This window comes from Flavobacterium panacis, from assembly GCF_024649945.1.
Taxonomy (GTDB): domain Bacteria; phylum Bacteroidota; class Bacteroidia; order Flavobacteriales; family Flavobacteriaceae; genus Flavobacterium; species Flavobacterium panacis.
The window spans coordinates 943,032-969,983 of record NZ_JANKMS010000001.1; the positions used below are offsets into that span (position 1 = coordinate 943,032).

At 32.9% G+C, this 26,952-nt stretch carries 28 protein-coding genes and 1 pseudogene; 14 read left to right on the top strand and 15 right to left on the bottom strand.

Annotated elements, in window-relative coordinates:
• Window positions 1-39: 39 nt before the first annotated feature.
• Window positions 40-687: a GNAT family N-acetyltransferase gene (locus NQQ59_RS04000; RefSeq protein WP_144213850.1), complete on the bottom strand. Its 648-nt coding sequence runs from the start codon at window positions 685-687 to the stop codon at window positions 40-42.
• 201 nt (window positions 688-888) lie between these two features.
• Here NQQ59_RS04000 and NQQ59_RS04005 point away from each other — a divergent pair, with 201 nt between their 5' ends.
• Window positions 889-1,086 carry a hypothetical protein gene (locus tag NQQ59_RS04005; protein ID WP_144213852.1) on the top strand — a complete coding sequence of 66 codons (198 nt, stop codon included), beginning with the start codon at window positions 889-891 and terminating at the stop codon, window positions 1,084-1,086.
• A gap of 70 nt (window positions 1,087-1,156) precedes the next feature.
• Here NQQ59_RS04005 and NQQ59_RS04010 read toward each other — a convergent pair whose 3' ends face one another.
• Window positions 1,157-3,427: a M1 family metallopeptidase gene (locus tag NQQ59_RS04010; RefSeq protein WP_144213854.1), complete on the bottom strand. Its 2,271-nt coding sequence runs from the start codon at window positions 3,425-3,427 to the stop codon at window positions 1,157-1,159.
• A gap of 185 nt (window positions 3,428-3,612) precedes the next feature.
• Here NQQ59_RS04010 and NQQ59_RS04015 point away from each other — a divergent pair, with 185 nt between their 5' ends.
• The 3 genes from NQQ59_RS04015 (at window position 3,613) to NQQ59_RS04025 (ending at window position 5,697) form a co-directional block, all read left to right on the top strand.
• Window positions 3,613-4,464: an aldose 1-epimerase family protein gene (locus NQQ59_RS04015; protein WP_144213856.1), complete on the top strand. Its 852-nt coding sequence runs from the start codon at window positions 3,613-3,615 to the stop codon at window positions 4,462-4,464.
• A gap of 6 nt (window positions 4,465-4,470) precedes the next feature.
• On the top strand, window positions 4,471-5,019 hold the full coding sequence (locus NQQ59_RS04020; protein WP_144213858.1) for a GNAT family N-acetyltransferase: 549 nt from the start codon (window positions 4,471-4,473) through the stop codon (window positions 5,017-5,019).
• A 123-nt stretch (window positions 5,020-5,142) separates the two neighbouring features.
• Window positions 5,143-5,697 (top strand): DUF3575 domain-containing protein, encoded by a 555-nt coding sequence (locus tag NQQ59_RS04025; RefSeq protein ID WP_144221478.1) that lies wholly within the window; start codon window positions 5,143-5,145, stop codon window positions 5,695-5,697.
• Window position 5,698: 1 nt separating this feature from the next.
• Here NQQ59_RS04025 and NQQ59_RS04030 read toward each other — a convergent pair whose 3' ends face one another.
• Window positions 5,699-5,923 carry a VF530 family protein gene (locus NQQ59_RS04030; protein ID WP_144219742.1) on the bottom strand — a complete coding sequence of 75 codons (225 nt, stop codon included), beginning with the start codon at window positions 5,921-5,923 and terminating at the stop codon, window positions 5,699-5,701.
• A gap of 111 nt (window positions 5,924-6,034) precedes the next feature.
• On the bottom strand, window positions 6,035-6,673 hold the full coding sequence (locus tag NQQ59_RS04035) for a porin family protein (protein ID WP_144213860.1): 639 nt from the start codon (window positions 6,671-6,673) through the stop codon (window positions 6,035-6,037).
• Between the two features lie 140 nt (window positions 6,674-6,813).
• On the opposite strand from NQQ59_RS04035, the gene smpB reads away from it, so the two are divergent.
• From smpB to NQQ59_RS04050, 3 genes are all read left to right on the top strand, one after another.
• Complete coding sequence (smpB, locus tag NQQ59_RS04040) at window positions 6,814-7,269, top strand: SsrA-binding protein SmpB (protein WP_091496954.1); 456 nt, start codon at window positions 6,814-6,816, stop codon at window positions 7,267-7,269.
• 79 nt (window positions 7,270-7,348) lie between these two features.
• On the top strand, window positions 7,349-7,990 hold the full coding sequence (locus NQQ59_RS04045; RefSeq protein ID WP_144213862.1) for a DUF4136 domain-containing protein: 642 nt from the start codon (window positions 7,349-7,351) through the stop codon (window positions 7,988-7,990).
• A gap of 86 nt (window positions 7,991-8,076) precedes the next feature.
• On the top strand, window positions 8,077-9,126 hold the full coding sequence (locus NQQ59_RS04050) for a Fic family protein (RefSeq protein ID WP_144213864.1): 1,050 nt from the start codon (window positions 8,077-8,079) through the stop codon (window positions 9,124-9,126).
• 28 nt (window positions 9,127-9,154) lie between these two features.
• On the opposite strand, the gene NQQ59_RS04055 is transcribed toward NQQ59_RS04050, so the two are convergent.
• A complete protein-coding gene (locus tag NQQ59_RS04055) occupies window positions 9,155-9,796 on the bottom strand; it encodes a protein-L-isoaspartate(D-aspartate) O-methyltransferase (protein WP_144213866.1) in 642 nt (213 codons plus the stop codon).
• Between the two features lie 347 nt (window positions 9,797-10,143).
• Between NQQ59_RS04055 and NQQ59_RS04060 the strand changes: the two genes are divergently transcribed.
• From NQQ59_RS04060 to NQQ59_RS04090, 7 genes are all read left to right on the top strand, one after another.
• Window positions 10,144-11,109 carry a Gfo/Idh/MocA family protein gene (locus NQQ59_RS04060; RefSeq protein ID WP_144213868.1) on the top strand — a complete coding sequence of 322 codons (966 nt, stop codon included), beginning with the start codon at window positions 10,144-10,146 and terminating at the stop codon, window positions 11,107-11,109.
• An 88-nt stretch (window positions 11,110-11,197) separates the two neighbouring features.
• Window positions 11,198-12,091 carry a 3-hydroxyacyl-CoA dehydrogenase family protein gene (locus NQQ59_RS04065; protein ID WP_144213870.1) on the top strand — a complete coding sequence of 298 codons (894 nt, stop codon included), beginning with the start codon at window positions 11,198-11,200 and terminating at the stop codon, window positions 12,089-12,091.
• Between the two features lie 12 nt (window positions 12,092-12,103).
• The gene (locus tag NQQ59_RS04070) at window positions 12,104-12,763 is read left to right on the top strand and encodes a YggS family pyridoxal phosphate-dependent enzyme (RefSeq protein ID WP_144213872.1); all 660 of its coding nucleotides are present in this window, start codon (window positions 12,104-12,106) and stop codon (window positions 12,761-12,763) included.
• Window positions 12,764-12,813: 50 nt separating this feature from the next.
• Entirely contained in the window at window positions 12,814-14,175 is a 1,362-nt protein-coding gene (locus NQQ59_RS04075) for an exonuclease domain-containing protein (protein WP_144213874.1), read from the top strand.
• 28 nt (window positions 14,176-14,203) lie between these two features.
• Window positions 14,204-15,043, top strand: a complete 840-nt coding sequence (locus NQQ59_RS04080) for an ion transporter (RefSeq protein WP_144213876.1) — start codon at window positions 14,204-14,206, stop codon at window positions 15,041-15,043.
• Between the two features lie 153 nt (window positions 15,044-15,196).
• Entirely contained in the window at window positions 15,197-16,117 is a 921-nt protein-coding gene (gene miaA / locus NQQ59_RS04085) for a tRNA (adenosine(37)-N6)-dimethylallyltransferase MiaA (RefSeq protein WP_144213878.1), read from the top strand.
• 78 nt (window positions 16,118-16,195) lie between these two features.
• Complete coding sequence (locus tag NQQ59_RS04090) at window positions 16,196-16,942, top strand: acyl-[acyl-carrier-protein] thioesterase (protein WP_144213880.1); 747 nt, start codon at window positions 16,196-16,198, stop codon at window positions 16,940-16,942.
• 243 nt (window positions 16,943-17,185) lie between these two features.
• On the opposite strand, the gene NQQ59_RS04095 is transcribed toward NQQ59_RS04090, so the two are convergent.
• From NQQ59_RS04095 to fabV, 10 genes and pseudogenes are all read right to left on the bottom strand, one after another.
• Entirely contained in the window at window positions 17,186-17,719 is a 534-nt protein-coding gene (locus NQQ59_RS04095) for a hypothetical protein (RefSeq protein WP_144213882.1), read from the bottom strand.
• Window positions 17,706-18,395, bottom strand: a pseudogene (gene prfH, locus NQQ59_RS04100) (peptide chain release factor H). Before prfH ends, NQQ59_RS04095 begins: the two are co-directional and overlap by 14 nt.
• Window positions 18,383-18,994 carry a hypothetical protein gene (locus NQQ59_RS04105; RefSeq protein WP_144213886.1) on the bottom strand — a complete coding sequence of 204 codons (612 nt, stop codon included), beginning with the start codon at window positions 18,992-18,994 and terminating at the stop codon, window positions 18,383-18,385. The pseudogene prfH and the gene NQQ59_RS04105 overlap by 13 nt, the downstream one beginning before the upstream one ends.
• A gap of 12 nt (window positions 18,995-19,006) precedes the next feature.
• Window positions 19,007-20,398, bottom strand: coding sequence for an RtcB family protein (locus tag NQQ59_RS04110; protein ID WP_144213888.1), 1,392 nt, complete (start codon window positions 20,396-20,398; stop codon window positions 19,007-19,009).
• Window positions 20,388-21,149 carry a hypothetical protein gene (locus NQQ59_RS04115; RefSeq protein ID WP_144213890.1) on the bottom strand — a complete coding sequence of 254 codons (762 nt, stop codon included), beginning with the start codon at window positions 21,147-21,149 and terminating at the stop codon, window positions 20,388-20,390. The genes NQQ59_RS04110 and NQQ59_RS04115 overlap by 11 nt, the downstream gene beginning before the upstream one ends.
• A 511-nt stretch (window positions 21,150-21,660) precedes the next feature.
• Entirely contained in the window at window positions 21,661-22,377 is a 717-nt protein-coding gene (locus NQQ59_RS04120) for a response regulator transcription factor (RefSeq protein WP_012025443.1), read from the bottom strand.
• A 3-nt stretch (window positions 22,378-22,380) separates the two neighbouring features.
• Window positions 22,381-23,970, bottom strand: a complete 1,590-nt coding sequence (locus tag NQQ59_RS04125; protein WP_144213892.1) for a sensor histidine kinase — start codon at window positions 23,968-23,970, stop codon at window positions 22,381-22,383.
• A gap of 59 nt (window positions 23,971-24,029) precedes the next feature.
• Window positions 24,030-24,626: a dephospho-CoA kinase gene (gene coaE, locus NQQ59_RS04130; protein WP_144213893.1), complete on the bottom strand. Its 597-nt coding sequence runs from the start codon at window positions 24,624-24,626 to the stop codon at window positions 24,030-24,032.
• 2 nt (window positions 24,627-24,628) lie between these two features.
• Window positions 24,629-25,627: a glycosyltransferase gene (locus NQQ59_RS04135; RefSeq protein ID WP_144213895.1), complete on the bottom strand. Its 999-nt coding sequence runs from the start codon at window positions 25,625-25,627 to the stop codon at window positions 24,629-24,631.
• 127 nt (window positions 25,628-25,754) lie between these two features.
• Window positions 25,755-26,945: an enoyl-ACP reductase FabV gene (gene fabV, locus NQQ59_RS04140; RefSeq protein WP_144213898.1), complete on the bottom strand. Its 1,191-nt coding sequence runs from the start codon at window positions 26,943-26,945 to the stop codon at window positions 25,755-25,757.
• Window positions 26,946-26,952 lie beyond the last annotated feature (7 nt).

Below are 26,952 nucleotides of genomic sequence, written 5' to 3' on the forward strand. Positions count from 1 at the left end.
TAATACTTTCGTATGTAGCAGTTTGAGATTTCTTTTTAATTAAATTTTGAATAAAAAAATAAATGACACTATTTTGTTTAAGAATAAAGCCTGTTTGATTTTTTTCAATCTGCTTAGAACAGCCTCGTTAAAAGGATGTCTCGGCGGATTTTTTTGTTTTTCTTTCGGATCGTACAACATTCCTGTACAAAGACACATTTTGTTTTCTTTGCTTTGTAAAATCGGGAAATTAGTACATGTTTTACAGCCTGCCCAAAAACTCGGATCGGTTGTTAATTCTGAGAAAGGAACAGGTTTATAGCCAAGTTCAGAGTTAATTTTCATAACCGCCAAACCAGTTGTAATTCCGAATATTTTAGCATCAGGATATCTCTTCAAAGAATAATCAAAAACTTTTGATTTGATCTTTTTTGCCAAACCTAAACTTCTGTAGTCTGGGTGTACAATTAAACCAGAATGTGCCACGAATTTTCCGTGTTCCCAGCTTTCGATATAACAAAAACCTGCAAATTTTCCATCGGCCAGAGCAATCATCGCATCACCATTCGACATTTTTTTCTGAATGTACTCAGGAGTTCTTTTAGCAATCCCCGTACCTCTCAACAAGGCAGATGATTCTATCGTATCGCAGATTTCCTGTGCGAATTTGAAGTGTTCTTCCTGGGTAACAACAATAGAGATCTTCATTTCAATAATTGAAGTTAGAGTTAAAAATTAAAGCATATTGACTCGTTTGAAATCCAGAATTGAATCCAATAAATTTAAGCATAAAAGAAGTAACTTTCTCAAAATCAAAACCTTGATCAAGAAAATTTACAAAATAATAAATACTTTTAGGATATGTTTGTCCAATGGACAAATTATGTGATTTCAAAATGAAAAATGGATATGAATAAATATACGGCTATAAAACTCAGTGAACACTATAGAGCTAGTGTCCGTACTTCGGGAGAAGTAATCGGTGAGTTTGTCCGTGACAAAGAAGTTATATGTAAACTTATTTTATTCATCGGTGCAAAAGTACATCTTTTTTTTATTTACAAAACAAAAATTAAAAATTCTAACATTTTTTTTGCGTTTTGTTAATACCGCAAAATACAAAACCCGATAATTATTTCTAATTATCGGGTTTTAAATGTTTTATAATTCAGCTTTTTTACTTCTTAGTAAAAGGTATTACCTGATTATTTCCCATAAGAATCATATCAAAACCTGTTTTAGCTTCATTGAATTTAAATTTCAATCCAGCTCTAGACGATTCAAATGTATCTTTTTCACCTGCAACAGGAGATAAAGAGAATTTTGGATAGTTTGGAAGTTCCGCACTTAAAACACTATTTTTCTCTGTCAATTCAATTGTCAAAGGCGAAGTTTTAGTAGCATAATTACCTACATATGCATCTAAAATAATGTCTTTTTCTAACTTACCTTTTCCAGCTGTCCAAACATTATTTGATTCGTTATTATCTGGAAAAACATGATCAGGATCCAAAGTTATACTTGCAATTTCTTCTGTTGAATTATGCTTGAAAGACCAACTGTTATTACGTTGCCAGATTTCTACAGGAAGATTAACTCTTGTAACTTTTCCGCTTTTCGTTTTAACATCTAAAACAATCGGCATTGGCATTTTATCGAAATTTTCAACCGTAATTACCGCTCCTTTTGACGGATCATTTTTAACGTACATTACTGAATTAATACCTTGATCAAATCTCCAGTTGTTTACGTACCAGCTTCTCCAGAACCAACTTAAATCTTCACCTGCAATATTTTCCATTGATCTAAAGAAATCATCTGGCTGAGGATGTTTGTAAGCCCAACGTTCAATATAAGTTCTGAAAGCAGTATCAAAACGTTCTTTCCCTAAAATCTGCTCTCTTAAAATGATCAGTCCAGCACTTGGTTTAAAGTAACATAACATCCCAATATTACCTTCTTTCATATTGTCTGGCGAACTCATAATGGTTTCCAAATCAGGACGAGTAAATGATTCAGCTTCTTGATGCAAATCAGATGCAGGTTCTTTATATTCACCATTATTGAATGCCGCTGTACTTAATGAATTAATAAAAGTATTAAAACCTTCATCCATCCATCCAAATAGTCTTTCGTTAGATCCCACAATCATAGGAAACCAAATATGACCAAATTCATGATCTGTAACTCCCCAAAGATCTTGCCCCTTAGATTTCCATCCACAGAAAACAATTCCTGGATATTCCATTCCTCCTTCATTTCCTGCTACATTTGTAGCTGCCGGATAAGGGTATTCAAACCATTGTTTTGAATAATGTTCGATTGAAGCTTTCACATATTCTGTAGAACGTCCATAACCATCACGACCGTCACTTTCAACTGGATATGCTGATAATGCCAATGATTTTTTACCACTTGGAAGGTTAATTTTAGCACCATCTAAGATAAAAGCCGAAGATGAAGCCCAAGAGAAATCACGTGCATTTTTGATTTTGTAGTGCCATGTTTTTTCAGTTCCAGCATTGTTATTTGCAGTTGATTCAACCTCAGAAGCTGTACGAATCATAACTGTTTTATCACTGTTAGAAGCTTCTTTATATCTTTTTAATTGTTCTGCTGAAAATACTTCCTGACCGTTTACCAATTCTCCAGAAGCTACTACGTAATGATTTCCAGGAACAGTTAACTTCACATCAAAATCACCATATTCCAAGTAAAACTCAGAAGCACCTAAATATGGAGCTGTGTTCCATCCTCTTACATCATCATAAACACACATACGTGGATACCATTGTGCAATAGTGAAGATTTTTCCGTTTTTAGTTTCTAAAACTCCCATTCTGTCAGACCCTTCAAATGGTGCGATAAAAGAGAATTCGATTTTAATTTTTACAGAACCACCTTTTGCTGCCAACTCCTGTGGAAGAAAAATCTGCATTCTGGTATCTGTAACAACATATTTTGCTTCAACTTCTGCTTTGCCCTTTCCTCCTGAAATTACTTTTACAGATTTAATTTTGTTTCCGCCATCAAAAACTTGTCCTTGCGCTCCGTTACGGCTTCCTGTTAAAGGTACAACCGCATTTCCTCTTGAATCTTCTTTAAATAAGTTTTGATCTAAATTCAGCCAAAGAAATCCTAATTTATCCGGACTATTATTTGTATATGTAATTTCGTCTGTACCAACAATCTCGTTTGTTGTCCCGTTTAATTTTGCTGTGATTTGGTAATCGGCTCTGTTCTGCCAGTACTCAGCTCCCGGCTGACCGCTCGCTGTACGGGTTGATGTTCCATTTTTGGTGTAAAAATGTGGACCAAAGGCATCATGATAATTGTAATTGTTTACAGGATTTGCCGCTGTCGCTGCTGGAGTTTGCTGCGCCCATAACGATGAAATCCCAAAAAATAAAGCCGCGGTTAAAAAGGCTTTTGCACATTGCTTTTTCATATTTTTTAGCTGTTTATGTAGCAAATTAATGAAAAAAAAAGCTATTTACAGAGAAATTTCAAAACATAAATTTAATTTTAGCAAAATTTTATCAATTAAATAATTTAGCTCATTTTATTAAAAAACTAAATTTTATAAAATATCTTTACCTCACTTAAAAAAACAATCATTTTACACTAGATATTTTGACTACAACTATTTCAAATTCAAAGCTAAGCGCTTCCATTAAACATGCTGGAGCGGAGTTAATTTCAATAAAAGACAATCAAAACAAAGAATATATCTGGGAAGGTAATCCTGATTTCTGGGGAAAACATTCTCCTGTTCTTTTTCCAATTGTTGGAACCTTAAAAAATAACATTTACACCATTAATGGTAAAGAATATCAATTACCGAGACATGGCTTTGCCCGTGATATGGAATTTGAATTAATCGATAAAACTGAAAACAAAGCCATCTTTTCTCTTAAATCATCTGAAGAGACTTTAAAAAAATATCCTTTTGAATTCGAGCTACAGCTTATTTACACGCTTAATGAAGATTCTTTGTCTTTAGAATATAACGTCATTAATAAAAGTAAAGAAAAAATGCCGTTTTCAATTGGTGCGCATCCTGCAATTGCACTACCAAAAAACTTTGAAGATTATGCCTTCGAATTTGAGAAAGAAGAAAATTTAAAATATTATCTTCTTGAAAATGATCTGATTTCATCAAAAACTAAAATTCTGGAAGCAAAAGATAAAATCGTTCCTTTTAATTATGAGCTTTTCAAAAATGACGCCTTAATTTTTAAAACATTAGAGTCAAAATCTTTAACTATTCTGGAAAATTCAAAACCTTACATAAAAGTTGATTTCGAAGATTTCCCTAGCTTAGGTCTATGGACAAAAGAAAATGCTGCTTTTGTTTGCATTGAACCTTGGTTGGGTTATTCTGATACCGACGAAAATTCAGGAGATTTATATCAAAAAGAAGGAATTTTGATTTTGGACGAAAACAAAAATTTCACTGCAAAATTTACCATTTCAATATTATAATCAAAAATGCTAGAATTTCATTTTTCTCCTTTCCCTGTAATAGAAACAGAACGTTTGATTCTAGACAGAGTTACTGAAGCAGATCTCAAAGAAGTCTTTGAACTTCGCTCTAATCCAGAAACCATGAAGTATATTCCAAGGCCTTTAGTTAAAAATAACGAAGATGCATTGGAACATATCAAAATGATTGATGAAAAAATAGAAAACAATACTGGTATAAATTGGGGAATCAGACTTAAAGATGATACAAAATTATTAGGAATCATAGGTTTTTACAAAATGCAACCTGAAAATTACCGTGCCGAAATTGGTTATATGCTATCTCCGGATTTTCACGGAAAAGGAATTGTACCTGAAGCAGTAAATGTATTAATCAATTTTGGATTCAAAAATTTGAATCTACATTCGATTGAAGCTGTTATTGATCCAGAAAATTATGCTTCTGAAAAAGTATTACAAAAATGCGGATTTGTTAAAGAAGCTCATTTAAGAGAAGCAGAATTTTGGGAAGGAAATTTTCTAGACAAAGTAGTTTACTCGTTATTAAACAGTTAGACCACTTAATTTGATTCTGACAAAAAATAATCTTGTTAAAAGCAGAGTTTTCAGCAATAGTAACGATTTACTTACGTTATATTTGTGCCGAAAATTAATTATTCTCCACGCGACAAAATAATCATGAAAAAAATACTCGCCTTAACTGTTCTTTTCTTAACAATTCAAGCTCAAAGTCAGACTTTTGTAAAATTTAATGGTGCAACAGCTTTATTATTAGTTCCTAATATTGGAATTGAAACTAGTATTGGCGAAAAAACCACATTTAGTGCCGATGTAATGGCTTCTTTTTGGGAATCGTTTAACGGAAATCACCCGATGAAACTTGTCACTTTTACTCCCGAAATTCGTTATCATTTTAAAGAAAAATATAATGGTTTTTATGCTGGAGCCCACATTGGAGCTGATCAATATAAACTACAAAAATGGAATTACTGGGACACCAACATGTACGAAGATGGTTTTGGATACAGAATTGGAGCTACGGCAGGATACAACTTAAAATTAAACGATAAGTTTGTACTTGATATTTTTGTCGGAGGTGGCTGGCACCAAGGATTCTATCATGGTAAATATAATGACGGAACTCCAGGAAGATACGAAAAAACAGTCAACTGGAACAAAAGCGGCGAATGGCTTCCTTACCGTGGAGGTGTAATGATTTCGTACAAACTATAAGTTAGGAAATTTTAGGAAGCGTTTTTATATACAACTCTTCCACTTTCTTTCTTGCCCAATCTGTTTTTCTTAAAAAGGTAAGACTCGATTTTACACTTGGATTAGAATTAAAACACTTGACAGGAATTAATTCTCCTAAAGTATCAAAACCATAATAGTCGACTAATGTTTCGACAATTTTTTGAAGTGTTATTCCGTGTAAAGGATCTTTAGATTGGTTTTGCATTTTGTAATATTTCATTAAATAATATCAAAAAGACCGTACTATGAAAAGTACGGTCTTTTCTTTTTGCAAAATTACTAAATTGAATTTTACAGTAATCAAATAAAGAATAAATTAGAATAAGAATTTAAATCCTACAGAAATTGGAGAAGTTAAATTAGGATTACTCCCGCCTAAAGCAGTATTGTAAAATGGATCCACATTTGCTGCATGCGCTAATCCGAAATTAGTTACTGTAGTTTTTTCTCCCGTTTTAGGATCAAGTGTTGTTGATGTAAAGTTCGCCAAATCATAAGAAAACTCCACAGAGAAATTTTTAGTTACGAAATAATCAAATCCGCCTGACATAGATACCCCAATTTGATTCACTTTTAACTCGCTTTCTTTTTCTTTTCCTGAAATAATCGGCACTGCTAATTGTCCAAAGAAATAAAGAGAACCTGCAACATTCCAATATTTTCTAACTAAAGGCTGTGCCACGATTAAATCTGTTTTTGCTGCTGTACCTGCGTCAGAATCTGCTTTTATATTTATATAACCAACAGCCGCTCCAACAGCAACAGATGGAGTTACAAATGTTCCAACAATTGGCAATACAGAAATATTGGTACTTTTAGCATCTGCCGTTTTAGTCTGCTGATAACCAAACTGAGAAGTTACAAACCACGTTCCTTTTAAACCTTGAGTTGAATCCTGAGCTTTAGCGGCGAAACTCAATAATACAACACTTACTAGCGTTACAATTTTTTTCATTATAAATTTGTTTTTGAAATTATGAAACAAACTTAGCCGTAAGCTTTTCTCTCGGGAATGATTAAAATCATAGATTAAAAAAAAACTTTAATTATCTTAGCGAGCATAAAGTTTTTCAATTTTGTCTTACATTTGCATCCATGTTAAAATCAGTCAATATATTAAATAAAAGAGCCCGATTTGATTACGAAATAATCGATACCTACACTGCTGGAATTGTTTTAGCTGGTACAGAAATCAAATCAATTCGTTTAGGAAAAGCCAATATCACTGAAAGCTTTTGCGAGTTCAGTGGCATGGAGCTCTTTGCAATCAATACGTATATCGAAGAATATTCGTTTGGAAATCAATTCAATCATAAATCAAGAAGCGAACGAAAACTGCTTTTGAATAAAAAAGAATTAAAAACCCTTCATAAAAATGTGCAAGCAAAAGGACTTACTATTGTTCCTTTAAAATTATTCACAAATGAAAAAGGTTTAGCCAAATTACAAATTGGACTTTGTCGAGGAAAGAAAAACTATGATAAACGAGAGTCTTTAAAAGAACAAGATACTAAGAGAGATTTGGATCGTATTAAAAAAGCTTTTAACTAAAAGCTTTTTTAATTTCCATAAAGTCCTATTTATTAATATTTTATCGTTATTTTTACTTATAACCAATTAACTGTAAAATATGAAAAAGTCTTTACTTTTATTTTTCGCTGTAGTTATGTTTTCTGGTTGTGGCAGCAATACTTCTATTGTAAACAGCTGGAGAGATCCAAAAATTACGGTTGCCCAAGAAAATTTCAAAAAGGTTTTAGTCGTTGTTCTGGTAAAAGATGAAGCATCAAGAAGAGTTGCAGAAAACCGAATCGCCGCCAACCATCCTATTTTTAAAACTTCTTATCAATACTTAAACGAAACAACAAAAGAACTCACAAAGGAACAGAAGTTAAAAATTCTTCAAGATGAAAATTTCGATGGAGTTGTAACCATGCGACTTGTAAGCAAAGAAAAAGAAACAACCTATGTTCCTGGAACTTACACTGGAATGTACTATGGAGGTTTTGACGGAATGTATACCGGAATGTACGGATACGGCTTTGGAAACTGGTATGGAATGTATTCACCAAACTTCTATGATCCTGGTTACTACCAAGAATCAACATCTTATATGGTAGAAACCAATATTTTTTCATTAAAAGAAAATAAACTAATCTGGACAGGAACTACAAAATCTGATTATGTTACTGATTTGGGACAAACTGTAGATGCCATCATGCAGGCTGTTGTAAAAGAAATGAGAAAAGACGGTTCTCTTCCTCCAAAATAAAAATATCAAAAAGCAGTATTTCAAAATACTGCTTTTCTTTTGTTTAGAAAATTGACTAAATTTGTCAAGACTAAAAAATTCATATAATGAAATCGCTTTTAAAAAACGCTAGAGAACAAAAAGGTTTAAAAACTCGTGAATTGGCTCAACTTGTAGGAATTGATCAAGCTTTGATTAGCAAATTTGAATCTGGAACTAGAAAACCAACTAAAGATCAAGTTATAAAACTGTCTCAACTTTTGGAGATTGATTATGAAACTTTGATGATAGCTTGGCTTAAAGAAAAGATTCTATATGAAATTGGTGATGATGAATTTGCTTTGAAAGCTTTAAAAGTTGCCGAAGACGAAATAAAATACAATAAAACAGTTTCCAATCTTAAGTTATCAACTTCATTAGAGAAGATTCTAAAAGAAATAGATTCTTTAAAAACAAAACTTGATTCTCATCGTCAATATGACAGTTTTAAAATCAAACAAGCGCTCGAATTAGAATACACTTTTGAAAGCAATAGAATTGAAGGAAATACTATGACGCTTCGCGAAACGGATATGGTTATTAATGAAGGTTTGACCATTTCGGGAAAAAGTATGCGTGAACATCTTGAAGCTATTAATCATCAAGAAGCTATTGGTTTTATAAAAGAATTAATGGGTAAAAGTAATTCGTTAAACGAACGCGATCTTTTATCTATTCATAATTTGATACTTCGAGGAATAATTCCAGAAGATGCAGGACGTTACAGAAAAGTTCAAGTTATGATACAAGGAAGTTCACACATGCCTCCTCAGCCTTTAATGATTCCTCAGGAAATGGAAGAATATTTTATTTGGTACGAAATCAACAAAAACAAATTACATCCTGTCATTCTAGCTGCTGAAATGCACGAACGCTTAGTAGCAATTCATCCTTTTATTGATGGAAACGGCAGAGTTTCAAGATTGATTATGAATTTAATTTTGATGCAAAAAGGCTATCCAATAGCTAATATTAAAGGCGATTATGAAAATCGAATGCAATATTATCAATCTTTAGAAATAGCCCAAACTAAAAAAGACAAAGAAGATTTTTTCCTTTTCATTGCACAAAGAGAAAAAGAAAGTTTAGAAAGATACATTTCAATTCTAACGCAATAAAAAAGCCCGTATAAAACGGGCTTTTCTATTAATTTTTATCTTCTAATAAAGGAACAAATCGAAACTCTCCAAATTCATGTTTTTCAAATTGAGTTTCATTCTTTCTGATTAATAAAGTCATAATCTGAACATCTTCTCCCAACGGAATAACAAGCCTTCCTCCTATTTTCAATTGCGCCATTAAAGGCTGCGGAATAAAAGGTGCACCCGCTGTAACTATAATACTATCAAACGGAGCAAAATTTGGTAATCCTTTATATCCATCTCCAAAAGTAACATGCTTTGGACGAATGTTTAATTTTGGAAAAAGATTTGAAGTTGTTTTAAATAATTCACTTTGTCTCTCAACTGTATAAACTTTCGCACCAAGCATAAATAATACAGCAGTCTGATAACCAGAACCTGTACCAATTTCTAAAATTTTATGATCTTTCTTAACTTCAAGCAATTGCGACTGAAAAGCTACTGTGTAAGGCTGAGAAATAGTTTGCCCCGCTCCAATAGGAAACGCTTTGTCCTGATAAGCATAATCTTCAAAACTTGAGTTCAAAAAAAGGTGTCTCGGGATTTTTCTTATCGCTTCTAGAACAGTTCTATCAGTAATTCCTTTTTGCTCTAAAGTAGTTACTAATTGATTACGAAGTCCTTGATGTTTGGCAGTGTCTTTCAAAATGGGTGGGTTTTATTTTCGCAAAAATAAGAAACAAAACAGGATTTCAAATATTGATTTTTAAATAATAAATTAATACAGTCGAAAGTCGATAGTTAAAAGTCGTAAATCACCATTTGGCACGTTGAGCGAAGTCGAATTCATTCGTATTTTAATTTTATGTTTTTTGATTTCGTTCAAGAGAAATAGCTTTAAGTTGAAAATGCAATTTGCGACCAACGACAGTCAAATAACGACCAACAACCAACGACTAACAATTAAACATTTCACAACTCACATTTCACAATTCGCTAAATTCATTTTCACGTTAAACAAATAAATTATATTTTTGTTTAAAATACATTCTCATGTTAAAAGTAGGAGTTTTAGGTGCTGGTCATCTTGGTAAAATACATTTACGCTTATTACAACAATCTGACCAATACGAATTAGTTGGATTTTACGACGAAAATCAAGAAAATGCCGAAAGAATCTCAAAAGAGTTTGGCTATAAAAACTTCAGCACAATTGCAAAACTCATTCACGCTGTCGACGTGATTGATATTGTTACTCCAACACTTTCACATTACAAATGTGCAAAAGTCGCAATCAAATCTGGAAAACATATTTTTATTGAAAAACCAATCGCCAATACTGTAGAAGAAGCTGAAGAAATTATTGCTTTAGCCAAAGAATACAATGTAAAAGGACAAGTTGGTCACGTAGAGCGCTTTAATCCCGCTTTTATTGCTACAAAAAACATGATCGAAAATCCAATGTTTATTGAAACGCATCGTTTGGCCGAATTTAATCCGCGTGGTACTGACGTTCCTGTGGTTTTAGATTTAATGATTCATGATATTGATGCGATTTTAAGTGTTGTGAATTCAAAAGTAAAAGACATTCATGCAAGTGGTGTTTCCGTAATTAGTGACACTCCAGATATTGCGAATGCTAGAATTGAATTCGAAAACGGATGCGTTGCAAATTTAACTGCGAGCAGAATTTCATTGAAAAACATGCGTAAATCCCGTTTCTTTCAAAAAGATGCTTACATCTCGGTTGACTTTTTAGAAAAGAAATGCGAAGTGGTTCGTATGAAGGATGCGCCAGAAGTTCCTGGAGATTTTGATATGATTCTTCAAAATGCCGAAGGTGTAAAAAAACAAATCTATTTCACTAATCCAGATGTTGAGCAAAATAATGCTATTTTGGACGAATTAGAATCTTTTGCAAATGCAATCAATACTGATACTACGCCAGTTGTAACATTGGAGCAAGCTACAGATGCATTAAGAGTGGCTTACCAAATTATTGACTGTTTCAATAAATAAGTAAATTTCAAAAAAAATAAATTAGCCACGAATTCACGAATAAATTGGTGAATTCGTGGCTAAATCATAAAAAAATATCTATCAAAATATGAAAACAATAGCTGTAATTGGAGCAGGAACAATGGGTAACGGAATTGCGCATACCTTTGCGCAAAGCGGTTTTACTGTAAAATTAATTGACGTTTCTGAAAAATCATTAGATAAAGGAATGGCAACTATTGCAGCCAATTTAGATAGAATGTTATCTAAAGGCACCATTACACAAGAAGATGTTGCCAGAACAATCACCAATATTATTACGTATACCGATATAAAAGACGGCGTTGTAGGCGTTGATTTAGTAGTTGAAGCTGCAACTGAAAATGTAGAATTGAAACTGAACATCTTTAAACAATTAAATGAATATTGCTCACATAATACGATTTTAGCAACCAATACTTCTTCTATCTCAATTACACAAATTGGAGCAGTTGTAGCACATCCTGAGCGTGTTATCGGAATGCACTTTATGAATCCGGTGCCGATTATGAAATTGGTTGAAATCATTCGCGGATATAACACAAGTGATGAAGTAACTAAAATCATCATGACTTTATCTGAAAAATTAGGTAAAGTTCCAGTTGAAGTAAATGATTATCCGGGATTTGTGGCAAACAGAATTTTAATGCCAATGCTAAACGAGGCAATTGAAACGTTATACAATAAAGTTGCTGGGGTTTACGAAATCGACACCGTAATGAAATTAGGAATGGGACATCCGATGGGACCACTTCAATTAGCCGATTTTATAGGACTTGACGTTTGTCTTGCAATTCTTAATGTAATGTACGACGGATTCAAAAACCCAAAATATGCTCCTTGCCCGCTTTTAGTAAATATGGTTAGAGCTGGAAAATTAGGAGTTAAATCTGGAGAAGGTTTTTACGATTATAGCGAAAGTAAAAAAGCAGAGAAAATTTCGAAGCAGTTTATTCTTTCATAAAAAAGAAATATCATGTCGATTCAATCGAATTTAAATACAATTAAAGCAACTTTACCTGAACACGTAACTCTAGTTGCCGTTTCCAAAACAAAACCTGTTTCAGATTTGATGCAAGCTTATGAAGCTGGTCAGCGAATTTTTGGAGAAAACAAAATTCAGGAAATGACGGAGAAATGGGAAGAAATGCCAAAGGATATCCAATGGCATATGATTGGTCATGTTCAGTCGAATAAAGTCAAATTTATGGCACCTTATGTCACTTTGATCCATGGTGTTGACAGTTTGAAATTATTACAAGAAATCAATAAACAAGCTTTAAAAAACAACAGAATTATAGATTGTCTTCTTCAAATTTATATTGCTGAAGAAGAATCTAAATTCGGTTTGGACGAAAAAGAATTAAATGAACTTTTAACTTCTACAGAGTTCAAAGAATTGAAAAATATTCGTATCTTAGGTTTAATGGGAATGGCCACTTTCACCGAAGACCAAAACCAAATAAAGAAAGAATTCACACATTTAAAATCTATTTTTGATTCTGCTAAAACAGTGAAAACTGAAAACTGCCTACTGAATACTATATCAATGGGAATGTCCGGCGATTATCAATTAGCCATAGAATGTGGCAGCACAATGGTGAGAATTGGAAGCAGCATTTTTGGCGGGCGCTAAACTACAATAGATTTTAACTGATTACTAAAAACTGAGACTGGACACTTAATTTGTACGCAATACTAGACATAGAAACCACTGGAGGACAATTTAATGAAGAAGGAATTACCGAAATCGCCATCTATAAATTTGATGGGCATGAAGTAGTTGACCAATTCATCAGTCTTGTAAATCCCGAAATTCCGATTCAGCCGTTTGTAGTAAAACTGACTGGAATCAATAACGCGATGTTACAGTCGGCGCCAAAGTTCTATGAAGTAGCCAAACGCATTATCGAAATCACTTCAGATTGCGTAATTGTGGCTCACAACGCCTCTTTTGACTACAGAATTCTTCGTACAGAATTTCGCCGTTTGGGCTACGATTTCGAAGCTAAAACACTTTGTACAGTCGAATTAGCAAAAAAACTAATTCCAGAACAGCCTTCTTACAGTTTAGGAAAATTGGTACGTGCTCTTGGAATTCCAATGGCAGACAGACATCGTGCGAGCGGAGATGCTATGGCTACAACAAAGCTGTTCAAAATGCTTTTAGAAAAAGACACCGAGAAAACAATCGTAAAAGATTTTATAAAACTAGAGGTCGAAAAAGGAATTTCTCCAAAATTCTTAGATATTTTAAACCAAATGCCGACCAAAACTGGCGTTTATTATATTTATAATGAAGCTGGCACGTTGATTTATATTGGCAAAAGCCAAAATATCAAAAAGAGAGTCAACCAGCATTTTACCGGAATTACAACCAAAAGCAAAAGAATTCAGGCAGAAGTTTTTACAGTTACTTACGACGAAACTGGTAGCGAATTAATTGCGCTTTTAAAAGAAAGTCAGGAAGTAAAAATAAACCGTCCAAAATATAATCGTTCACAAAAGAAAACCGTTTTCCCTTTTGCTCTATACGCTGAAAAAGATGCAAATGGATATATTAACCTAAAATTAGAGAAAGCCGACGGACGAAAAAAAGAAATTACCTCTTTTGCTTCTTTACAAGATGGCAAAAATGCTCTTTTTAGATTCACAGCCAAATATCATTTGTGTCAAAAATTAACAGGCTTATACCAAACCAAAAAAGAATGTTTTCAGTATACCATCAAAGAATGTGATGGTGCTTGTATTGGAGAAATCACACCTGAAGTTTACAATTTAAGAGTACAGCAATTTATTTCAGAAAACAGTTTCGAAAATAAAAGTATGATCTTAATCGACAGAGGTAGAAATGTAAACGAAAGAAGTGCTATCTTGATAGAAGACGGAACTTACAAAGGCTACGCCTACTACGATTTGAATTATCAAATCACAAATATCGATATCCTTAAAAACATTCTAATTCCTATGCAGCACAATCGAGACGTAAAAAACATCATTCAAAGCTACATTCGTAAAAGCAGGTCATTAAAAATAATGCATTTTTAATACGATTAACTTTACGTATCTTCGCGATATGACAAAAAACAAATCAAAATACGAGATTTTTAGAGAAAAAATCAAAATCATTCTCTACGGAACAAACACCATTTTGGGCCGAATGTTCGATTTGGTTCTCCTCGGACTCATATTATTAAGCGTATTATTGGTAATGCTCGATACCGTAGAAGGTATTAATCATAAATACCACCATCAACTTCTAATTTGTGAATGGATTATCACTGCATTCTTTACTTTAGAATATGTTTTAAGAATAATTGCAATTCAAAAACCAGTAAAATACGTTTTCAGTTTTTATGGAATCATAGATTTACTGGCAATTTTACCAATGTATTTGTCAATCTTTTTTCCTGCTACAAATGTTTTGACCATTGTGCGTGTACTGCGTTTTTTCAGATTATTCAAGATTCTGCATATTCCGCAAATTTCCCATCAATCGTACCAGCTCAAAGAAGCATTGCAGGCTAGTAAAGAAAAAATCCTTGTTTTCATTTATTTTGTCGTAATAAGTGCCGTTATCATTGGTGCATTAATGTACGTTGTCGAAGGCAAAGAAAGCGGTTTTACCAGCATTCCAGTCAGCATTTATTGGTCTGTCGTAACACTTACCACGGTTGGTTATGGAGATATTTCGCCAATTACACCGCTTGGGCAATTTCTCGCATCACTTGTCATGATTATGGGTTACGGAATCATAGCAGTTCCAACGGGTATAGTAACAGCAGAATTTGCCAAAGCAAGCCTTAAAAATAGCTCCGTAAGCGGAAAAAGAACCTGTTCGAAATGCAATGCTCAACTTCATTTTGACAATGCAAAATACTGCTACCAATGCGGAAAAACATTACCCAATAATTAATTTATGAAGCTAATCCAGCTGTACATTACAACTCCTCCTTATCTTTGTTGTTTTTTAAAGTCATAAAAGGAGCTTCCGTTGGTCGCTCTTTTATTCCAAAAAAAACAAACAAATATAAGTCCGGGGTTTCCATTTCCATCTGGGCTAAAAAATATGAAGTACCTAATTACCATTGTCGGACCAACAGCTATCGGGAAAACTGCCCTAAGTATCGCTTTGGCACAACATTTTAAATGCGAGATTATCTCTTGCGACAGCCGTCAGTTTTTCAAAGAAATGACGATTGGAACCGCCGTTCCAAGTCAGGAAGAATTAAGCGTTGCCAAACATCATTTCATTCAAAACAAATCAATTTTTGAAAATTATACAGTTGGCGATTACGAAAAAGAAGCGCTTTTAAAATTAGAAGAATTGTACCAAAACAATGATTTTGCCATTCTAATTGGCGGATCAGGTTTATATGTCGATGCCGTTTTAAAAGGCTTTGATGAATTCCCAGAAATCGCTCCAGAAGTCAGAACCGAAGTTAATTCAAATTACGAAAAGCTCGGGATCGAATATCTTCAAGAACAATTACAAAACTTAGATCCAGATTATTATCAAAAAATAAAAATCGAAAATCCTCAGACTTTGCAAAACCCACAACGAATGATGCGTTTTGTCGAAGTTTGTATTGGTTCGCAAAAACCATATTCTTCCTTTTTAAATCTTAAGAAAAACAATCGAAACTTCACTCCTATTTTAATTGGTTTAGACGCCGATAGAGAAATCATTTACAGCAGAATCAACCAGCGTGTAGACATCATGATGAATGAAGGTTTACTTAAAGAAGCAGAAGTACTTTATCCTAACAAAGAGTTAAATGCTTTACAAACGGTCGGTTATAGGGAATTATTTAGTTATTTTGGAGGAGAATTCACTTTGCCTTTCGCAATTGAAGAAATAAAAAAGAACACACGCAGATTTTCAAAAAGACAATTAACGTGGTTCAAACGAAATGAAAACACCAAATGGTTTGATTATGCGCTAGATAGAAAACAAATTATAAATTACATTGAAGATAAAACAAAATAATCTTTTCTCTTTGTTCTATATTCTTTGTTCTCTCCTTCAAAAATCTAAAATCAACAATCTAAAATCTAAATTTAGAAAATGCCAATATCACCAAATTTCACATCCGTTTTAAGCAAAGACTGGGAAATTAATTTTACACAATGTACGCCAAATGGCTATTTAAAATATACCGATTTATGCAATCTTTTACAACTGACAGCCGCAGCACATTCAGAAGTGGGCGGTATCAGCTTTACGGACATGCAGGAATTTGATCAAGCGTGGGTTTTAAGCCGTATGCGTGTCGAGATAACCGCTTTACCAAAATGGCAAGATGTTGTCACGGTAAAAACATGGATCAATAGCCTTGAAAATTCACGTTCAGTTCGTGCGCTTGAAATGTATGTAAACGGCAAAAAGATTGTGGGAAGTGAAACTTATTGGGCTGTTTTCAACACCAAAGCACGTCGTCCAGAAGCTTTGGCTTTGCCTTTTGAACATTTTGAGTTATTCCCAGACAACAGAGCGACAGTGGAAGGATTTTCTAGAATCAACATTAATCCCGAAAAAGAATCAGTTTTCGAAAAAACAGTTTATTTATCAGATTTAGACATTGTAAATCATGCTAATAATGTAAAATATTTAGAATGGTGTTTGGATCATGTTGACGTAAAAAGAATTCTAAAACAAGAAGTAAAAAGCTTCGAAATGAATTTCCTAAAAGAGCTTTCTCTAAACGATCAAGTCGTTATTCATGAAAATGACAATGAAGATCATTCAGCGACAACTTTCAGCATTACGAAAGGGGATAAAAATTGTTTTGCTTTAGAATTGCATTGGAAATAAATTTTAAGCCACTGATTAAAAAGATTCTAAATGATTTTTTTTTTAGCCACGAATTACACGAATTCCCACTAATTTTTAAAACTTTGAATTATTTATTTTAAAAATTCTGTTCATAAAAATCTTCAAAAATTGTTTTAATCTGTGGCAAAAAAACAATTAGCGAAAATTCGTGTAATTCGTGGCAAACAAAAAAATAAAAAAAACGATGTAATTCCCGCAGAACTGCATCGTTTTTTGTTAAAATCATTTCGATTTCTTTTTAGATTTTTTCTTATCCTTTTTAGGTTTCTTCTTTTTCAACAAATCAACTTTGTCTTTAATTCGTTTTTCAACTTCACTAATTCCGGAGTCATAATCGTGTTGAATCGAATATAATTTCGCCTGTTTAATTTCTTTTAAAGCATCTTTAAATTGATGCTGCACTTCCAAAAGAACCGCTTTTTTGACATAAATCTCCGATTTATTGATCCCTTTAACTGTCAAAGCAAAATCAATAAGTTTTTGCGCCTCTTCGAAATCTTCATTCAAAATCAAAGTTTTCAAGTAATACGGATATACTTCAAGCGCATGGATATTAATTGCTAAAGCCTGTTGAAAATAAGATTTCGCTTCCTCATAATTCATTAATTGTTCTGCTTGAATTCTTCCGTACAAACACAAAACCATCGTGTTTTTATCATCATAAGAAGAAGCATAATCCAAAGATTCAATTGTTCCTTCCAGCCAAAACGGATAATTATCCAAAGCCTGAAAAAGATATTTATCAGTTGTCTTCATTTCGTAAATCGTTTTTTAATTTCTGACGAGTTCCTTTGTAGCTTTTCTCTACTTTATTCTTTTTAAAATCACTTCCGATAAAAACTCTAACTGGATTTCCACGCTGTACATTTAGCTGATTTTCCCATTGCTTTCCTACGTGATTTTTAAGCTGTAGTAATTTCTCGTCTTCTAGTTTTTTAATTAATCTTTCTGTTGCCTGTTTTTTGTTTTGATGTTGCGACCTGCTGTCCATCGCCACAACTGCAATTCCTGTCGGAATATGAGTCGCTCGAATCGCAGAACTCACTTTGTTTACATGCTGTCCTCCCGCTCCAGAGCTTCTCATCGCCTGATACTGAATATCATTTTCTGAAAACGAATTGTTTTTCTGTTGTTCAACTTCAAAAATACCGATAAACCAGTTTTTGCGTTTGTGCATTTTCCTAAACTGACTTTGGCCAATTCATTGAATTGTTCCAATCCATGAATCCACAAACTGGTCAACATTTTTTCCTTTTACAGCAATTGATGCCGTTTCTACAGTTCCGTTTTCAGTTCCTGCTTCTCTTTGCAGTAAAACTATTTCTAGTTTATGTTCTTGCGCTTCTTCTAGCACTTTTTTAAGCACTTGGGCCACAACCCAAGTGCATTCTGCAGGTCCGCGACCCGCTGTTATCTGAATTATTCTTTCCATTTCTTTAAAATTTTGAGCAGCTTTTCTCTGTTTTTCGCTGCTTTTACAAATTGCGGAAGTCTCGAAACCATCGTTCCATTAGCACTCCCGTCATTGTTTCTTTCTCGCAAATCTGCCGTAATGTATCTTTCGAGATAATCGATATGATTCATATTATATGCCCAAAATAAGTTTCCGTTAATTTCTTTCTGAAACCAAAGAGGCAAATCATACCACATATCTTTTGCTAAACCATTATCTGCTTTCGATTCTTCTTTAACTCTATACGTTTTTGTTTTCCATTCCTCCTGAAAATCACAATGAGGACATTTCGTTTTGTATGTTAAAGGTTTTTCCTTTAAAGGCTGAGATTGGTAATCGAATTTTTCGAAGCAATTATTGCAATATTCCTTGCCATAAGCTATGTATTGATACACAGGTTCTTTTATTTTGTAAAAACAATTTTTGCATTCAAAAACCATATTGTGACATCTTCCACATTCGCATTTTTCTTTTAATTCCTCTTTCACAACCGCTTTCGATTCGCATTTTGGGCATTTAACCAAAATCTCATTATAAAAGCTTCCCAGCCATTTATTTTCGTCTTGAAATCTTTCCATGATCTTTAATTTTTAGCGATCCATTCTAACAATCTTAGGCGTAAATGTTCCTAAAACTTCTACTAACTCGGTTTGGTTTGTCATCACTTTTTCAATGTCTTTGTAAGCCATTGGAGCTTCGTCGATATTACCACCAATCAAAGTCACATCATGTTTCTTCAATTCTTTTTTAATCTGACTTTGCGTAAAACTACTTTTACATTTCGCTCTAGAAAACAAACGTCCAGCGCCATGCGAAGCTGAATTTAGGCTTTCTGCATTTCCTTTTCCTTTCACAATAAATCCCGGCGCTGTCATCGAACCAGGAATAATTCCAAGTTGACCTTCACCAGCTGGCGTTGCTCCTTTTCTGTGCACAATGCATTCCTGACCGTTTACCATTTCTTTCCAAGCAAAATTGTGATGGTTTTCTATTGTTACCACTACTCTTTTTCCAATCGCTTTGGCAATTCTTCTGTGAATATCATCGTGACAAGCTTTTGCATATTCACCAGCTAAATTCATTGCCAACCAATATTCCTGACCATCGTGCGTATTCAAATCTAGCCAAGCTAAATGCTGTACATTTTTTGGTAACGGACATTGTTTTGTTGCCAAATACGTGTAATGTTTTGCAATGTTAGCGCCTAATCCGCGTGAACCGCTGTGTGATAGAACGGCAAAATATTCACCTTTTTCTAATTTCCATTCGTTCTCAGGATTATCGATTTTTGCGATTCCGAATTCTACGAAATGATTTCCTCCACCTGAACTTCCCAATTGCTTGTAAGCTTTTGGTAAAAGATTTTTCAGTAATGGAATATCCTGAAATTCGCTTTTATAAAATACTTCGTGATCGACTCTTGAAGCATGCGCTTCATACATTCCAAATTTCGTATTGTCTTTTAGAATTGCTTCTAATTGATGCTCTCTCCCTTTAAAATGAGAAGCTGGTAAATCAAAAATTGAAAGACTCATTCTGCAACCAATATCCACACCAACTCCATACGGAATAATCGCATTATCAGTCGCTAAAACCCCACCAATTGGCAATCCGTAACCAGAATGCGCATCTGGCATTAAAGCTCCAGCAACTGAAACTGGTAATTTCAATGAATCATATAATTGAAATTTTGCCTGCTGATCAATTTCATTTTCACCAAAAATGGTAAAAGGCGCTCTCGTTGTTTTAAGCTGATGCATTCTTACTTGTACTGGTTTGATTAAACCTTCGGCAACTTTGCCCCAAGTTCCGTTTCCTTCGTATTTTTCAGGATTTAGCAGTACATCTTTTGCTTCTGTTAGAATAGATTCCTTTTTTTCTCTTTTTCTATATCTATTTATCTGCCCTAAGGCGATGTTTATTGAATTGTTCTTTGGAAAACCTAATTTAATTAAGTCTTTTCCAGATAATTTATTTCCCATGATGTTCTATCATTTCATCTGCATATTGCTGATACAATGCATGCAAACTTTTATTTTTAATTGGACTTATCTCTTTTGGGTTTTCTTTTTCATAGTAACTCCATGTATGAGAACCGCCGTGCATTAATCTGTTTATTTTATCTCTCAGATTATGATTATCAATATAATTATCAATAAGCTTAATTTGACTTTCTAAATCTGAATCGACCATTTTTGTATGCGTAATCATGTAAGGACTCACACGCAGAACATAACGCCAAGGTTCGTTGAATACATAATGAATTTTGTATCGTTTGCAATTGCTGCACCAACGTTCTCTTTTATAAAAATGCGCTTTTTCTTTTTCGGTCAATTCGAGTTTTGAACTTTTCCATTCCCACTCTGAAAACTCTTTTACAGTTTGGATTTTTTCAACATAAACACCTCTCCTTTTTCGTTTTTTCTTTCTCTTAAAAGATTTTTCGGGAGAAAACTGCCATGTGTTTATTTTTTCCAATAATTCGCTGTAAAATGTAGCTTCACTTGATCTGGCTACATCTTCTCTTAATTTGAAATTACGTTGCCAGCCTTTTTGATAGGGTACTTCCAGAGGAACTAACGGTAAATCTTGTCGTTTGTTCCAAAGTTCTTTTTCAAGTTTTCTTAACTGAATTAATTGTTTTTCAAAATCTTCTTTTACTACTCTTTTTTTTCTTCTTTTACTTTTAAAACGAGTACACAAAGCATACTCCTCTACCGTATAATTTTCCATAAAAAAATTATCGTGCATTAAATTAACAGCCAAATAGGCTTAACCTTTTATCCTCACGGATAAATTCTAAAAATCGATTTTCGGGAAAATTTTGAAGAGTCTAGAATAAAAAAAGCCCGAAACTTATTGTCTTCGGGCTTTTTTATATATCTAAAATTATATTTCTAAGATTGAAATAAGCCACGAAGAATTGCTTCACCAAATCCGTTTGGTGTAAAGCTCTGAGATGTCAATGTAAGTACAAACATTTTTTCTTCGTTTTTAAAGGGTTATTAATTTTTTCGTGTGCAAATATTCATAATACTTTTTTGATTTTCCAAATAATTTTAAAGAAAATTCATCAAAATAAAATTCAGTAACATTTTCAAGCCTTTTAAAACCAAGAATAAACACTTAAAATTCAAACAATTAAACCAAAATTAATTTCAATAAATTAAATTAAAAAAATTTCAATCTATTGCATAAAAAAAGCCCTGATTTCTCAGAGCTTATATGTTTTTCGATGAATTAATTATTCAGAAACTTTGCTTTTTACCACTAATCTGAAACCTTCTCCGTGAATATTTAAGATTTCAACATCTTCATCAGATTTTAGGTATTTTCTCAATTTTGCGATGTAAACGTCCATACTTCTTGAAGTAAAGTAGTTGTCGTCTCTCCAGATTTTTGTTAAAGCTAATTCTCTCGGCATTAAATCATTTTCATGAAGAATAAGCATTTTAAGCAATTCATTTTCTTTTGGAGACAATTTAATTGGTTCTTCATCTTGGAAAGTCAAGAATCTCAATTTTGAATTTAAATGGAATTTACCAATATTAAATTCGAACTGTACTTGTTCTGCTTTTGTATCAGCCGATTTTCTTTGAATGATTGCTTTAATTTTCATTAAAAGAACTTCTGAATCAAAAGGTTTATTTAAATAATCGTCTGCACCAGCTTTATATCCTTTTAAAACATCTTCTTTCATAGATTTAGCTGTTAAGAAGATAATTGGCACTTCACTGTTCTTTTCTCTAATTTCTTTTGCTAAAGTATACCCATCTTTATATGGCATCATTACATCAAGAATACATAAATCGTATACATCTTTCTTGAATTTTTCGAAACCTTCCATACCGTTTTTAGCTAAAGTAACTTCAAAGTCATTTAACATTAGATAATCTTTAAGAACTGCCCCAAAATTTAGGTCATCTTCTACTAAAAGTATTCTTTTGTTAGTATTTTCCATATTTTAATTTATTAATGGTATTTTTATTATAAAGGTGCTACCTTTTCCTTTTTCGCTTTCTACATATACTTGACCATTATGGTCTTCTACAATTCTTTTTACATAGGCCAAACCTAAACCGTGACCTTTTACGTTGTGCAAATCTCCCGTATGTTCTCTATAGAACTTTTCAAAAACTCGCTTTTGAGCTATCTTACTCATTCCCAGTCCGTGATCTCGTACTTTTATCAGAATCATATCTTTTACATTTTCAGTAAAGATTTCGATCTCTGGAACATCTGGAGAGTATTTAATAGCGTTTTCTAAAATATTAACTAAAACATTTGTAAAATGAACTTCATTTATCAAACAGGTTGTTCTTGCAGCATTATAATGTTTTACTACTGTACCTTGTCTGTCTTCTAAAATCAGATTCACATGTTCAATTGCATCGTCAATAATATCAGTAACTACAGTTGGCTCTTTTGTAATATCAAGTTCTCTCTTTTCTAGTTTAGAAATACGAAGAACATTTTCTACCTGAGCATGCATTCTTTTATTTTCATCCCTAATCATTTGTAGATAACGATAAACTTTTTCTTTATCTTCAATAATCCTTGGATTTCTAATAGCATCTAATGCTAAATTTATCGTTGCAATCGGAGTTTTAAACTCATGCGTCATATTGTTGATAAAATCTGTTTTGATCTCAGAAATATGTTTTTGACGCAGTAATTGATTTAATGCACTCGTGTATGCCACGATAATAATTAATGTAAAAACTATAGATAAAATAGTGATACTTAATAATTCAGATAATAAAAATTTCTTTTTATTTGGAAATGTAACAGACAACTCGTATCTACTATTTCCTTCATTGTCAGTATAAATCGGAATACTATAGGTTGCTTCTTTGTCTAAAGAATGAAATCCATCAGATTTAATCTTTGTTGGAACTCCACTACTGTATATTCCGAATTCAAACTTAGTTTTAACCTCATATTCTTCAAGCTCTTTCTTCAATAATTTATAAAGCTTGTCTTTTGTTACTCTTCCCTCAATTGGAGTTAAAGCAGCAATATCTTTGTATTGAATTTGCTGTTGAACTTTATTTAAAATATCTAAACTTCCAGATTTTTCAAATTTAAGATCCGGAATAATACTTTGTTCTAAATTATTATTATCAATTCCCTTATTGTTATTATAAACCTCTGTTATTCTTTTTGAACTGAAATTTTTAAAACGTTCGCTACTGAACTTTTTATTAAAAAGAGATCCATTGATATCATAGTCTTCAGATGTCAAAGTACTAGTATAAACAATTGTTTTATTTGTCTTTGGATTTCTTTGTACATAAAGTACTTCCAGTAAATCTTCTTTTTTTGGAATTTTACCCGTACTGTCTTTGATACGGTTGTATTTGTCGTAGAAACTGTACTCTTCTTGTTGTTCCAGTTTATCTGCAACATTTCCAATTACTTGAGTAACGTGGTATTTAAATTGCTCTTCATTATTCTTGAACGAAGAATTGAACCAAAATACTTGAACCAGAATTATCCCGATTAAGGACAAACTCATCAATAAAACAAGTATTCTAAAAAATAATTTATTCATCGAAACAAAATTAATATTTTAACAATATACTAAATAATACATTAACCAAATATTAACATTTAAGACTGATTTTGTTTTATATTTAAAATTTTAAGAATTTTAACAACTTCTTCCTTAGCAATTTTAAGATTATTGTTATTAATCACGAAATTGCTCTTAGAAATTCGTTTTTCGTCATTCCATTGCATTTTCATTCTGCTCAACACTTGTTCCCTTGTAGTGTTATCTCGTTTTATAACTCTTTCGATTCTCACTTCTTCCGGAGCAGTAACCGTTATAATTATATCACAATCTTTGTAACGACCACTTTCAAACAAAATAGCTGCTTCATAAACAACGTATTCACAGCTTTTATATCCCAACATCCATTTTTCAAAATCTCTTTTTACAGCCGGATGTACAATTGCATTTAACTTTGCTAATTCTTCTTTATTATTAAAAACTATCTGAGCTAATTTTGCTCTATTTAAAACTTCTCCATCAAAAATGTCATGACCAAATGCAGTTTTTACTTCTTCAGCAATCTCTTGTGACTGCATTACTGTTTTGGCTCCGTTATCTGCTATATAAACAGGAACTCCCATTTCTTCAAAATAGTTTGCAACAGTTGTTTTACCACTGCCAATTCCTCCTGTAAGCCCAATAACTTTTGTCATTCTTATACTTTAAAAAACATACGTGGAAAAGCTTCCTGAGGTTTCTTTTTCAATACAATTATTTTTATGAAAGATTGTAAAAATCCAGTTCCATAACCATAGAATTGTTTCCACACTGCTATCACAGAAAGATATCCAATTTTTATACTTTTATTTTGAACGCTTGCTGTAAGAAAAACTATAACGAAATATACGAAATATAATTGTAATAAAATATCAATATTGAAAATTAACAATAAAAAAGCTAATAATAAACCCAATATAAATGCAGTTGGAAAGAAAAACGTTAGCTTATTATGTTCTGGATACCAGCTATTTAAAATAGGTCTTGCGATACCGAATTTCTTTACCTGAATAGAGAATTTTTCCCAATCAATCCTTCTTTTATGATACACATAAGCCTCAGAAAACAATCTGGTTTCAAATCCTAAATTCCATAAACGAATAGACAAGTCGGGATCTTCTCCTGGATGAATGTTTCCAAAACCTTTTGAAGCATCGAAAGCTTTTCTGGAAATCCCCATATTAAAACTACGCGGCTGAAATTTAGTTATTTTCTCAGATCCACCTCTGATTCCACCTGTAGTTAGGAAAGAGGTCATAGCAAAATTGATTGCCTTTTGAATATTAGAAAAACTATCTAAAGCTTTATCTGGACCTCCAAAACAATCTACATATTCCCTATCCAATTCTTTACGAACCTCTGTTAAATAATTTGAAGGAATAATACAATCGGAGTCAAAAATGATAAAATAATCTCCTCTAGCTCTCTGCATTCCGAAATTCCTGGAATCTCCTGGTCCGGAATTCTCTTTAAAATAATATGATATATTTAATTTTCCCTGATAATTCATCACCACATCCCGACACGGGACTGAAGATCCATCTTCGACAAGAACAATTTCAAAAGCTTCATTATAATCAGATTTTGAGAGGCTTTCTAAAAGCTCATCAACTTCATCTGGACGATTATACACGGGTATAATTAAAGAAAAAATCATAGCAGAATGTGCAGTTTTTAAAGGGTAATTTTTTATTGTTTAAAATTTTAACAAAGATACGGTATATTAACAAAAAAACCATCAACTTTTGATTGATGGTTTTCTGTTTTACTAAAGTAAAATATTGTTATTTGATGCTTTCTACTTCAACAACTTCGTTTGTATCTGCATTGTAATCAACACCAGGAACTTCGAATCCGAATAAGTTCAAGAAATCATTTCTATATCCTGCCAAATCACCGATTTCAGGCAACGTTTCTGTTGTAGCTTCTAACCAAAGTTTAGCCACTTTATCCTGAACATCTTCACGCATTTCCCAATCGTCAATTCTGATTCTTCCTTTTTCATCAACAGGAACCTCAGAACCGTTGTATAGTCTATCCTGGAACAAACGCTGAATCTGTTCGATACAACCTTCGTGAATTCCTTCTTCTTTCATGATTTTATATAAAAGAGAAATATACAATGGAATAACCGGAATTGCAGAACTTGCCTGAGTTACCAAAGCTTTGTTTACAGAAACATAAGCTTTTCCTCCAATAGATTTTAAAGAATCCCCAATTGTAAATGCAGTAGCTTCTAAGTGATCTTTTGCACGACCAATAGTTCCTTTTCTATAAACCGCCTCTGTTAAAGATGGTCCGATATAAGAATAAGCAACAGTTGTAGCTCCTTCTGCCAATAAATTTTCACTTTTCAAAGCTTCAATCCACATAGCCCAATCATCACCTCCCATAACAGCTACAGTGTTTTCAATATCTTCTTCGTTTGCAGGAGAAATTGAAACCTCTGATACTTTTCCAGTATGAAAATCAACTGTTTTGTTTGTAAAAGTTTGTCCAATTGGTTTTAAAACTGAACGATGTGTAACACCTGTATTTGGATTTGTTCGAACAGGTGAAGCTAAACTATAAATTACAAGATCAACTTGTCCTAAATCAGCTTTGATTAAGTCTAATGTTTCTCTTTTTATTTCGTTTGAAAAAGCATCACCATTGATACTTTTCGCATACAAACCTGCTTTGTGAGCTTCTTTCTCAAATGCTGCAGAATTGTACCATCCTGGAGAAGCTGTTTTACCTTCAACTGGTGGTTTTTCAAAAAACACTCCAATTGTAGCAGCATCAGAACCAAAAGCACTAGTAATTCTTGAAGCTAACCCAAAACCTGTAGAAGCTCCAATCACCAAAACTTTTTTAGGTCCAGCAATTTCTCCTTTTGATTTTACGTATTCGATTTGATTTTTTACATTTTGCTCAGCTCCCGTTGGATGGGCAGTCAAACAAATAAATCCTCTCATTCTAGGTTCTATAATCATCTTGCAA